This window comes from Burkholderia sp. Bp8998 (assembly GCF_003854235.1).
Lineage (GTDB): Bacteria > Pseudomonadota > Gammaproteobacteria > Burkholderiales > Burkholderiaceae > Burkholderia.
Genome location: NZ_QTQF01000035.1, coordinates 37507 through 49902, shown reverse-complemented (window position 1 = coordinate 49902; position 12396 = coordinate 37507). Strand labels below are relative to the sequence as shown.

The following is a 12396-nucleotide window of genomic DNA, read 5'->3' as shown; positions in this document are numbered from 1 at the left end:
CAGTATGGGGCGGGCACACGGGCCGTGCGGGGCGGACGGGACATGCTTCGGAAGGGCATTGCGGGAGCGGGGCGCGCCGCCGGCCGGCCCGCTTGCATGCGCGGGCGGCCGGCGGCGGGACAACGTCATGCCGTCATGCGGGCAGGCGGATGACGCTTGCGTCCTTGCGGATCAGCAGCGACGACGCGAGCATCTGCTTGCACTGGTGCGCGAGCACCTTCAGGTCGTGCGTGAGCTCGGCGCCCACCGCGTCGGATTTTTCCGCGGACACGACCATCGCGTCGAGGTCGCGCGTGATCTGCTTCGTCGCGTCGAGCTGGTCGGCCGGCGGCGGCTCGCCGGCTTCCGCCTTCTCGAGATTCTCGAGCACGGCGGACAGGCCGCGGTGCAGCGCATCGTCGTGGACGAGGTTCTCGTCGGCCACGCACGCGCTGCGGATCAGCGGCGCGGCGGCGGTGATCTGCGCGCCGAGCACGTGCGTCTGCACGAGCAGGTCGTTCAGCTCCGGCACGAAGCGCTGGTGCGCCTTCGGCTCGATCATCATCCGCTGGAACGCCTGGCCGAGGTTCGCGAACGCGATGTGCACGTTCTTGCGCGCGAGGCGGTAGCGGTAGTCGTCGTCGAGGGCCGCGGCCGGCGTCTCGATCGCCGCGGCGACGACCGGCACGACCGCCGCGCCGTCGGCGGCCGGCACGGGCGGTGTCGATGCGCCGCGCCCGGCACGCCAGACGGCCTCGAAATACTTGCGGGTCGACGTCAGCATGTCGGTGACGAGCTTGCCCATCAGCCGGTATTCCCAGTACGGGAACAGGCGGCTCGCGGCGATCGCGATCATGCAGCCGACCACCGTGTCGATCGCGCGCTCGCCGATGATCCGCATGCTGCCCGGCGCGAGCAGGTGGAACATCAGCAGCACGTAAGACGACGTGAACACGACGCTCGCCGCGTAATTGAACAGCAGCAGGCTGTAGCTCATCACCATCGACCCGAACATGATCGCGATCAGCAGGTGCGGCTCCTTGACCGTGTAGATCAGCGCAATGCTCGCCGCGCAGCCGATCAGCGTGCCGACGATACGCTGCGCGTTGCGCTGCTTGGTGAGCGAGTAGCCGGGCTTCAGGATGATGATGGTCGTCATCACGATCCAGTAGGCGTTCGTGAGCGGCAGCAGCCGGCCGAGCCAGAAGCCGACCGCGACCGCGATCGTCACGCGCAGCGCGTGGCGGAGGCTCGGCGAGCCCATGTTCAGGTTCGAGAAGATCAGCAGCGGCGACATCCGGCGCCGCTGCAGGAAGCGCGTGAGCGCCTTGTCGATCTTCAGTTCGGTCTGCTGCGGGTCGGCATGGCCCGACAGGTTGCGGCGCATCCGGTCGATCAGGCGCGTCGCGCTCCAGATGCGCCGGAACGTCGCGAGGACGGCCGCGTACGCTTCCGTGTTGGTGGCCGGGAAGTTCTTCTTGCGCATCAGCTCGATCTCGTACTCGATCGCGCGCAGTTCGGCCTTCACGCTGATCCGCGAATGGGGCGCGCGGTTCTCGAGCACCGCGAGGCCGATCTCCTCGAGATCGGCGGCCGCCTTGCGGATCAGGTCGCGATAGAAAATGATCAGGTCGGAGCCGCCGAACGTATTGCGCACGAGCGGGTAGTCGGTGTGTGCGCCGACGAACAGTTCGTGCAGGTCGACGCTGTTGATGAACAGGTTGTACATCGTCGTGCGGCCGGGATCGAGCTTGCCGCGACGCAGCTTCGGCAGGTTGCGCAGCACGATGTCGCGCGCGGTTTCCTGCGTTTCGACCGCGGTGATCTGCTTCGCGACGAGATTGCGGTAGCACTCGTCGAGATCGGCGTCGAGGTCGTAGAACTGCGCGCGCGCGAGCAGGTAGTCGGCGCACGCGAACAGGCTTTCGGCCAGCGCCTGCTGCTCGATCCGGCGCGCCTGCCATTGCGACACGAGCGTTGCCCAGTACGTGTACCAGAGGCCGCCCGCGAGAATCCAGCCGGCATTGATGAACGCCTGCAGCGGCGTGAACTTCTCCTCGAGCGTCATCACCATCATGAACAGCGTCGCGAAGCTGATCTGCGGCCAGCGGTTGCCGTAGACGACGATCAGCGACAGCACGAACGTGAGCGGTACGATCGTCAGCCACAGCGCGAAGATGTTCGGCGTGGCGAGGCCGGTCGCGAGCGCGGCCAGGCAGCCGATCACGCTGCACGCGAGCATTTCGTTGTGCTTGTACTTCAGCGGGCCCGGCATGTCGACGACGCACGCGCCGAGCGCGCCGGTCGAGATCGTGAAGCCGAGCTCCCGGTTGTTGAACACGATCAGGCACAGCACGGCCGGCAGCGATACGCCGACCGCGATCCGCAGGCCGCCGAAAAAGTACTGGCTGTAGAAAAACTTTCTGATTTCGACCGAATAGCGCATCGATGGGCTGAATGACAGGCGAAGACGCCCGGGGCGGCGTATTGACTGGCGACGAGTCTATCGTATTTCGCGGTCCGCAAAACCTGGCCTTTCGGACGAGGTTCATCGCGACGCCCCTTTTGCTATCCTTGGTGCTCCCGTTCGCCCGGCCGGTCCGGCGCGAGGCTTCGACATCCGCTTCATGCTCCATCTCTTCTATTCGAACCGTCACGAAACGCTGGCCGACGCGCTGCTCGACGACCTGGCCGCGTTCCCGGCCCGCAACGGTCCGTGGGCGCCGCAACAGGTCATCGTGCCGAGCGCGGCGTTGCGCCGCCGTCTGGAACTCGACATCGCCGCGCGCCACGGCGTGTGCGCGAACGTCGAGTTCACGTATCTCGCGCAATGGCTGTGGGCGCAGATCGGCCGCGTGCTGACGGTGCCCGCACGCTCGCCGTTCGCACCCGATCGCCTCGTGTGGCGCTGCTACCGGCTGTTCGCGCAGGACGCGGGCGGCGCGCCGTGGCGCGCGTCGCCGCGGCTGGCCGCGTATCTGTCCGCGTCCGACGACGCGATGCGCTACGAGCTCGCGCAGCGCGTCGCGGCCGTGCTCGATCATTACCTGACCTATCGGCCCGAATGGCTGGCCGCGTGGCAGGCCGGCGAGTCGGTGCTCGCGGGCGACGGTGCGCCACGCGGCGTCAGCGATGCCGCACGCGACGACGAGCACTGGCAGGCCGCCCTGTGGCGCGCGCTGCTCGCGGAGCTGAGCGACAGCGGCACGCCGCCCGCGCATCGCTTCCTCGTGGAGGCGCGCAACCTCGATCCCGAAACCGTCGCGCGGGCCGACTGGCCGGAATCGGTCAGCGTGTTCGCGCTGCCGACGATGCCGCCGCTGCACGTCGCGCTGCTGCGCGAGCTGTCGCGCTGGATCGACGTGCGCGTCTATGCGCTCAACCCGTGCCGCGAATTCTGGTTCGACATCGTCACCGCCGCGCATGCCGAGGCGCTCGACGCGGCCGGCCGGCTCGACTACCACGAAGTCGGCCATCCGCTGCTCGCGGAGTGGGGCCGGCAATCGCAGGCGCAACTGCACATGCTGCACGAACTGACCGAAAGCGCCGCGTCAGGCGATGCGTCGCGGTTCGTCGGGAACCCCGCGCCGACCTGGCTCGCGCGCGTGCAGAACGCGATCCTCGACCTGCGGCCGGAGGCCGAGCTCGGTGAAGCGCCGGCCGAGCGCGGGATCGAGGTGCACGTGTGCCACAGCCTCGCGCGCCAGCTCGAGGTGCTGCATGACCGCCTGCTCGCGTGGTTCGATGCGGACGCGACGCTGCAGCCGTCCGATGTGCTGGTGGCGGTCGCCGATCTCGCGGCGGCCGGGCCGCTGATCGATGCCGTGTTCGGCACGGCGGGCGCCGGCGGCGCGCGCGTGCCTTACCGGATCACCGGCCTGCCTCCGTCGCAGGCGAACCCGGTCGCGCGCGTGCTGCTCGAATGGCTCGCGTTGCCGGAGCGGCAGGTCGGCGCGCCGGAGCTGGTCGAATGGCTGCGCGTCGACGCGGTGGCGGCCCGTTACGGCATCGACGCAGCCGCGCTCGAGACGGTGCAGACCTGGCTTGCGGCCGCCGGCGCGCGGCGCGGGCTGTCGCCGGCGGCGAGCGACGATGCGGCGGTGCCTGCGCCGCGCCATACGTTTTCCGATGCCCTCGCGCGGCTCTTCCTCGGCTATGCGATGCCCGAAGGCGCCGCACCGGTCGGCGCGTGGCTGCCGATCGAGGCGGCCACCGGCAGCGAGGCCGAACTGCTCGGCCGGCTCGCGCGCTTCACGGACGATCTCGACGGCTTCTCGCGACGGCTTGCCGACGCGCACACGCCTCGAGCATGGAGCGAACTGTTCGCCGACACGCTCGCGCGGTTCTTCGACTCCGGCGCCGCGTATGCCGATGCGCTCTCGGGCGTGCGCGACGCGCTCGACGCGATGCTCGCCGCGATGACGGAAGGCGCGCCCGACGAGGCGCTGCCCGCCGCCGTCGTGCGCGCGGGGCTGGCAGCCGCGCTCGACGATCCGGCGCGCGGCGGGGTGCCGTGGGGCGGCGTCACGTTCTCGTCGCTGACGAGCTTGCGCGGGTTGCCGTATCGCGTCGTGTGCCTGCTCGGGATGGATGACGGCGTGCTGCCGAGCCTCGCCCGCGCGGACGAGTTCGACCTGATGGCCGTGCTGCCGAAGCTCGGCGACCGGCAGCGCCGCGACGACGAGCGCAACCTGTTCCTCGACCTGCTGCTCGCCGCGCGCGACCGGCTGCTGATCGCCTATACGGGGCGCAGCATTCGCGACAACGCGCCGTTGCCGCCCGCGGCGCTCGTCGACGAACTGCTCGACCATCTCGCGCTCGTCACGGCCGGCGAGGACGCCGCGCCGGACGCGGTCGACGCCGCGCGGCGCGCGTTCATCGTCGAGCATCCGCTGCAACCGTTCGCGGCCGAGTATTTCAGGCCCGGCAGCGAACTGGCTTCGTACGACGCCGAGCGCGCGACGCTTGCGTCGCTGCTGGCAGCCGAAGCCGCGCGCGACGCGACGCGCGAGCGGCCGTTCTTCGCGCAGCCGCTGCCGGCCGAACCGGCCGAGCCCGTCGCGTTCAGCGAATTCGAACGTTTCTGGCGGCATCCGGCCCGCGCGCTGCTGCGCGCGCGGCTCGGCATCGTGCTGTCCGACGCGCAGGCCGAACTGCTCGACACGGAGCCGTTCGCACTCGACTTCGCGGGCAGCGACGCGCTCGCCGAGCGCGTGTTGCCGCTCCTGATCGAATCGGATGAAGGGGGCGTGCACGATCATGCGCTGCGCATCGCGGACGCCAGCCCGGAACTGCCGGGCGGCGCGACGGGCGCCGTCTGGCGCGACCAGGCGCTCGGCTCGATGACGCAGCTCGCGTCGAACGTGCGGCGTGCGCTGGCCGACGGCATGGAACGGCGGCCGTTCACGCTGTCGCTCGCGCCCGCATGGCCCGACACCGACCAGCCGCTGTTCGGCGCCGATGACGCGATGCTGGCGGGCGACGCGGTGAGCGCGCCGCTCGAACTGCACGGTACGCTGAACCGGCTCACGCCGGCGGGCCAGATCATCTATCGCTATGCACGGCCAAGCGCACGCGACTACCTGTCCGCGTGGCTCGCGCACCTCGTCTACTGCGCGGTGGAGCCCGACGGTCCGCGTCGCACGCTGTGGTTCGGCAGCGGTGGCGCCTTCGAACTCACGCCGGTCGCGGCGCCGCTCGAGCGCCTTGCGCCGCTCGCCGCGCTGTTTCGCGCGGGACGGCGCATGCCGCTGCGGTTCTTCCCGCGCAGCGCATGGGCGCGCGTTTCCGACGGCGAGGCGAAGGCCGCGAGCGTGTGGATCAACGAGCGCGTGGCAAGCGAAGCGGACGATCCGGCCATCGCGATCGCATGGCGCGGTGCGCATCCGTCGCTCGACGAGCCGTTCGGTACGCTCGCGCGGCTCGTGTTCGAGCCGATGCTGGAACACCTGAAGGAGGTCGCATGAGCGCCGCATCACAGCCGCAGGCGGCGCTCGAACTCGACGTGTTCGCGTGCCCGCTCGACGGCGTCAACCAGATCGAGGCGTCGGCCGGTACCGGCAAGACGTGGAACATTTGCGCGCTTTACGTGCGCCTGTTGCTGGAGAAGGATCTCGGCGCGGATGAAATCCTCGTCGTGACCTTCACGAAGGCGGCGACCGCCGAACTGCACGAGCGGATTCGCGGGCGGCTCGCGCAGCTCGCGCATGCGCTCGATACCGGCGACGACGGCGGCGATCCGTTCGTCGCGCGCCTGCTCGAGACGACGCTCGGCGAAGCCGGCGCGCTCGACTCCGAGACCGCCGCGAAGCGGATCCGGCGTGCGCTGCGCGCGTTCGACCAGGCGGCGATCCACACGATCCACGCGTTCTGCCAGCGTGCGCTGCAGGAAGCGCCGTTCGCGGCCGCGATGCCGTTCGCGTTCGAGATGCAGGCCGACGATGCGGCGCTGCGCTTCGAGCTTGCGGCGGACTTCTGGCGTACGCGCGTCGAACCGATGGCCGCGCGCTGGCCGGGCTTCGCGACATGGCTCGTCGATTCGGGCGCGGGCCCGGCCGCGCTCGATGCGCAGCTCGCTCGCCGGCTGAAGAAGCCGCTCGCCGCGCTGCGCTGGGACGGCGTCGTCGAACCGGACGAATCGGCGGAGGCCGCTGCCGCCGAATGCTTTGCGGAGGCCGCGCGGATGTGGGCCGACGAGCGCGAGGCGATCGACGCGTTGCTGCGCACCGCGCAGCCCGTGCTCAACCAGCGCTCGCACAAGCCCGACGCGGTCGCCGATGCGCTCGCGGCGTGGTCCGCGCATTTCGCGCAGGGCAATGCCGCGGCCGCGCCGCCGAAGGCGGCGCTCAAGCTCACGCGCGCCGCGCTCGCGAAGGCAACGAAAAAGGGCGGCGCGACCCCCGAACACCCATTCTTCGACGTGGCCGACGCGCTCGAAGCGGCGGTGGCGGCGGCCGAGGCCGCGCAGCGCGCGCGCTGGCTCGCGCTGATCGCCGACTGGCTCGACACGGCGCCGGGCGCGCTGGCCGAACGCAAGCGTACGCGCCGCGTCGTGTCGTTCGACGACCTGCTCGCGAACCTGTATCACGCGCTGCATGCGCATCCGTGGCTCGCCGAGACGCTGCGCGCGCGCTATCCGGCCGCGCTGATCGACGAATTCCAGGATACCGATCCGCTGCAGTTCGCGATCTTCAACCGGATCTTCGCGCCGGGCGGCCCGCTCTTTCTGGTCGGCGATCCGAAGCAGGCGATCTACAGCTTCCGCGCGGCCGATCTGCACACGTATCTCGCCGCGCGGGCAAGCGCCAGCGCGTGCTACACGCTCGCGGTCAACCAGCGCTCGACGCCGGCGATCGTCGATGCGTGCAACCGCTTCTTCATGTCGAACCCGCGCGCGTTCGTGCTCGACGGGCTCGACTATTACGCGGTGCGGGCCGGCACGCGCGTGCGTGCACCGTTCGTCGACGGGACCGATCCGGGCCCGGCCGGCGATTTCCGGATCTGGGCGCTGCCGGGCGGCGACGGCACGCTGCTCAAGCGCGACGCGCAGGCACAGGCCGCCCAGGCGTGCGCGGCCGAGATTGCCCGGCTGATGCGCGGCGCGCGCGAAGGGCATGTGCGGCTCGGCGATACGCCGCTGTCGCCGGGCGACATCGCGGTGCTGGTGCAGACGCACCGTCAGGGCAGCCTCGTGAAGCGCGTGCTCGCCACATGGGGCATCGGCAGTGTCGAGCTCGCGCAGGCGTCGGTGTTTTCGACCGGCGACGCGGAGCAGCTCGAGCGCGTGCTGGCGGCGATCGATGCGCCGGGCGATCTGCGGCGCCTGCGTGCGGCGCTGGCGGCCGACTGGTTCGGCCTCGATGCGGGTGCGCTGTGGCGGATGGAGCAGGGCGACGGCGACGCGTCGCGCGAAGCGGCCGACAGCGCGGACGCGATGAGCTGGGTCGAGCGCTTCTCGCGCTACCGGCTGCTGTGGCGCGAACGCGGCTTCGCGGTGATGTGGCGCACGTTCACGCGCGAGCTGCGGATCGCCGAGCGGCTGATGGCCGGCGCGGACGGCGAACGCCGCGTGACCGACATCAACCATCTGGCCGAACTGACGCAGGCGCGCGCGTCCGCGCAGCCGGGCATCGCGCCGACGCTGCGCTGGCTCGCCGCGCAACGGCTCGATGGCGGCGGCGAGGAAGCGCAGCTGCGTCTCGAATCCGATCGCAACCTCGTGCAGATCGTGACCGTGCACAAGTCGAAGGGTCTCGAATACGCGGTCGTGTTCTGTCCGTTCCTGAACGACGGCGGGCTGCGCGAGCCGCCCGCGTCGGCGCTGCCCGACGCGCGTGAGTATCACGATGACGCGGGCGACGCCGTGCTGCATTACGGGTGCGACGACGAAGCCGCCGAGCATGCCGCGCGCCAGGCGCTGCGTGAACAGGCGGCGGAACGCGCGCGGCTCGTCTACGTGGCGCTCACGCGCGCGGTCTATCGGTGCTATCTCGTCGCCGGGCCTTATCTGTCGTCGCGCTCGACCCGCGAGGCGCGGCGCAGCGTGCTGAACTGGCTCGTGGCCGGCGCCGGCCAGTCGTTCGACGCGTGGCTCGACGAGCCGCCCGACGAAGCGGCGCTCGACGCCGCGTGGCAAGCGCTTGCGAGCGGGCCCGTGAGCGTCGCACCGTTGCCGGTGCCGGCGCGCCGTGAGCGGCTCGCGGCCGGGCACGATGCGTCGCGGACGCTCGCGGCACGCCATGCGACGCGCGTGCTGCGCGACGCGTGGCGGATGGCGAGCTTCAGTTCGCTGACCGCGTCGATGGCACGCGAGGAGGCAGGCGTTGCGGTCGTGCCGGACGATGAGTTGCGGCCCGATCACGATGCGCTTGCCGCCGTGGCGCCGGACGGCGCGTTCGCCGCGGCCGACACGGTTGCGGTCGAGCCGCCGGACGACGACATCCTCGTGTTTCCGCGTGGTGCGGCAGCAGGCGAGTGCCTGCACCGGCTGTTCGAACTCAGCCGGTTCACCGAGCCCGACTCGTGGCACCAGGCGGCGCTCGGCGCGCTGCATGACCGGCCGGTCGAGGCCGAGCCCGAACTCGCGACGCGCCTGCCGGCGATGATGGCGCGGCTCGTCGACGATGTCGTGCGCACGGAGCTCGTGCCCGGCATGCGGCTTGCGGATCTCGATCCCGCGAAGCGGCTCGACGAAATGGGTTTCCTGTTCCCGGCGCCGTCGCTCGAGCTCGGCGCGCTGCGCCGGTTGCTGGTCGCGCACGGCTATCCGGACGTTGCGCTGGACGCGGGCATGCTCGCCGGTTTCATCAAGGGTTTCATCGACATGATCGTCGAACACGACGGCCGCTTCTGGATCGTCGACTGGAAGTCGAACCATCTCGGCAATACGCCGGATGCCTACGGCCCGCGCGCGCTCGACGTCGCGATGGCCGATCACGCGTATCACCTGCAGGCGTTGCTCTATACGGTCGCGCTGCATCGCTATCTGCGCGGGCGGCTGCCCGGCTACGACTACGACACGCACATGGCGGGCTACCTGTACCTGTTCGTGCGCGGCGTGCGGCCGGGCTGGCGCAGCGGCGGCGAGCCGGCCGGCGTGCATGCGCGGCGGCCCGCGCGCGAACTCGTCGACGCGCTCGACCGGATGATGGAAGGGGGACGCGCATGAACGTCACCGACGATACGCTCGAATTCACCGGCGGCCTCGTCGCGCGCCTGCCGGAGCCGGCTGATTTCGGCATCGCGCTCGCGGAAGGATTCGCGCGGCGCATCGGCGACCTGTCGCGCCGCGCGGGTGCGCCGGCCGTGGCCGCGCGCTGGGCGGCGCGTGCCGCGTTCGCGACGAGCCGGGCGACCGCGGGCGGTCACGTGTGCGTGTCGCTCGGCGCGCTCGCGCAGCGCTACGAGGAACCGGTCGACGACGTGCGCGCGGCGCTTGCCGCCAGCGGCGTCGTGGCGTTCGGCACGCTCGTGCGCGGCGACGAGCGGCCGCTGATCGTCGACCGGCTCGACCATCTGTATCTGTCGCGCTACTTCGACTACGAACGACGGCTCGCCGATGCCCTCGTCGCGCAGGCCGGCATCGCCGCACCGGGCGACGCGCTGTCGCCGGACCGGTTGCGCGAGAATCTCGCGCGTTACTTCGGGCCCGCGACGGGCGACGTGGACTGGCAGCGCGTCGCGGCGATCGTCGCGCTGACAGGGCGCGTGACGATCGTCAGCGGCGGCCCCGGCACCGGCAAGACGACGACCGTCGTCGGCGTGCTGGCTTGTCTGCTCGACGCGCATCCGGGGTTGCGCATCGCGCTGGCGGCGCCGACCGGCAAGGCCGCGCAGCGGATGCAGGAAGCGCTGCACGCACGGGCGGGCGACCTGCCGCCGGAACTTGCCGCGCGCCTGCCCGACACGTCGTACACGCTGCACCGCCTGCTCGGCGGCGGTGGCGCGGCGGGCTTCCGCCATCATCGCGACAATCCGTTGCCGTACGACCTGATCGTGGTCGACGAGGCGTCGATGATCGACGTCGCGCTCGCCGCGCATCTGCTCGATGCGCTCGCGCCCGGTGCACGGCTCGTGCTGCTCGGCGACAAGGATCAGCTTGCCGCGGTCGAAGCCGGTGCCGTGTTCGCCGAGCTCAGCGCACGGCCGACGTTTACCGCCACGGCGCGCACGCGCATTGCGGATGCGCTCGGGATCGACGAAGCGGCGTTCGTCGCGGCGTTGCCGGTGCCGGACGGCGAGGCGGCGGGGGTGGTAGCCGCGCCAATTCCAGCGCCAGCGCCAGCATCTGTTCCGTTATCGGCGACTGCCGCGCGCAAGCCGTCGGCGCGGCGGAACGTGGATACGCGCCAGGCGTCGCTGTTCGACGACGACCCGCAGGACGAAGCGGTTTCCCCGGCTGATGCGGCGCCACCGGCGGCTTCGTTGCCGCCTGCGGCGCTTGCACCGACCGATACCGAGAGCGCCTCCGCGGCCACCGATCCTGCGTGGATCGAGGCCGACGAACTCGCGTGGCTCGACGCGGTCGAGCTCACGCCGTTCGATCCGGCCAATGCGGGAGATTCGGCATGGGCGTCGACCGTTGCAACGCGAGCCGACGACGCCATTGCCGCCGCGTCTCCCGCGCCCGCACCGCTCGCGGACTGCGTCGTGTGGCTCGAGCGCAATTACCGTTTCGGTCTCGATTCGGCGATCGGCCGTCTGTCGCTCGCGATCCGTCGCGGCGACGTGCAAGGCGCGCTCGACGCGTTGCCGACGGACGATGCCGCTGCCGCGTCGTTTCATGACGATGGGGGCGACATGCTCGCGGCGTCGACGGTCGAGCGGCTCGCGCGCCGGTTCGGCGCCTACCTCGATGCGTTGCGCGCCGCGTTGTCCGAGCCGGTGCCCGATCCGTTGCCCTTGTTCGATGCGCTCAACCGCTTCCGGATCCTGTGCGCGACGCGCAACGGCTCGCGCGGCGCCGAGCACGTCAATGCGCTGGTGGCCACGCATGTGCGACATGCCGCGCGTGTTCCGCTCGCGGTCGGCGCGCACTGGTTCACCGGGCGGCCGATCATGGTGACGCGCAACGACTATGCGCTCGGGCTGTTCAACGGCGACATCGGCATCGCGTTGCCGGACGCGCACGGCGTGCTGCGCGTGTGGTTCCGTCGCGCGGACGGTACCGCGCGCGCCGTGTCGCCTGCGGCGCTACCGCCGCACGAAACGGCGTTCGCGCTGACCGTCCACAAATCGCAGGGCTCCGAATTCGACGAGGCCGCGCTCGTGCTGCCGGCGTCGTTCAGCCGTGTGCTCACGCGCGAACTCGTCTATACGGCCGTCACGCGCGCGCGGACGCGCGTGCAGGTGATCGGCCCGCGACGCGTGCTGGCGCAGGCGGTCGCGACGCGCACGCAACGCGATTCGGGCCTGGCGGCCCGCGTCGACGAGGCGCTCGCGCGGCGCCGCCAGGAGACGTTGCGATGATGATCCGCTACACGCTCGATCCGGCCGAAGTCGAATGGACCGCCGTGCGCGCGCAGGGCGCCGGCGGCCAGAACGTCAACAAGGTGTCGAGCGCGATTCACCTGCGTTTCGACATCCGCGCGTCGTCGCTGCCGCCCGTCATCAAGGAGCGGCTCCTCGCGCTGTCCGACCAGCGCATCACGCGCGACGGCATCGTCGTGATCAAGTCGCAGGAATACCGCACCCAGGAGAAAAACCGGGAGGCGGCGCTCGCGCGGCTCGATGCGTTGATCGGCAGCGTCGCGTTCACGCCGCGCGCGCGGGTCGCGACACGGCCGACGCGCGCATCGAAGGAGCGGCGGCTCGAACACAAGTCGCGCCGCAGCGTGGTGAAGTCCGGAAGAGGGAAGGTGATCGACTGACGAAAGGCTGAACCGGCGGTGTGGCGGGCGAGCCCGTGCCGCCGCCTCT

General features: G+C 71.0%; 5 protein-coding genes. 4 read left to right on the top strand and 1 reads right to left on the bottom strand.

The features are described 5' to 3' along the window. Positions 1-133: 133 nt before the first annotated feature. Positions 134-2425 carry an FUSC family membrane protein gene (locus DIE06_RS28555; RefSeq protein ID WP_124664274.1) on the bottom strand — a complete coding sequence of 764 codons (2292 nt, stop codon included), beginning with the start codon at positions 2423-2425 and terminating at the stop codon, positions 134-136. Positions 2426-2606: 181 nt separating this feature from the next. Between DIE06_RS28555 and recC the strand changes: the two genes are divergently transcribed. From recC to arfB, 4 genes are read left to right on the top strand one after another with little or no spacing between them, the layout of a single operon-like run. Further along, a complete protein-coding gene (gene recC, locus DIE06_RS28550) occupies positions 2607-5945 on the top strand; it encodes an exodeoxyribonuclease V subunit gamma (protein WP_124664273.1) in 3339 nt (1112 codons plus the stop codon). Further along, a complete protein-coding gene (gene recB, locus DIE06_RS28545) occupies positions 5942-9646 on the top strand; it encodes an exodeoxyribonuclease V subunit beta (protein ID WP_124664272.1) in 3705 nt (1234 codons plus the stop codon). The genes recC and recB overlap by 4 nt, the downstream gene beginning before the upstream one ends. Continuing rightward, the gene (locus DIE06_RS28540; protein WP_124664271.1) at positions 9643-11946 is read left to right on the top strand and encodes an AAA family ATPase; all 2304 of its coding nucleotides are present in this window, start codon (positions 9643-9645) and stop codon (positions 11944-11946) included. Before recB ends, DIE06_RS28540 begins: the two co-directional genes overlap by 4 nt. After that, entirely contained in the window at positions 11943-12347 is a 405-nt protein-coding gene (arfB, locus tag DIE06_RS28535) for an alternative ribosome rescue aminoacyl-tRNA hydrolase ArfB (protein ID WP_044848015.1), read from the top strand. Before DIE06_RS28540 ends, arfB begins: the two co-directional genes overlap by 4 nt. The last annotated feature ends 49 nt before the right edge of the window (positions 12348-12396 follow it).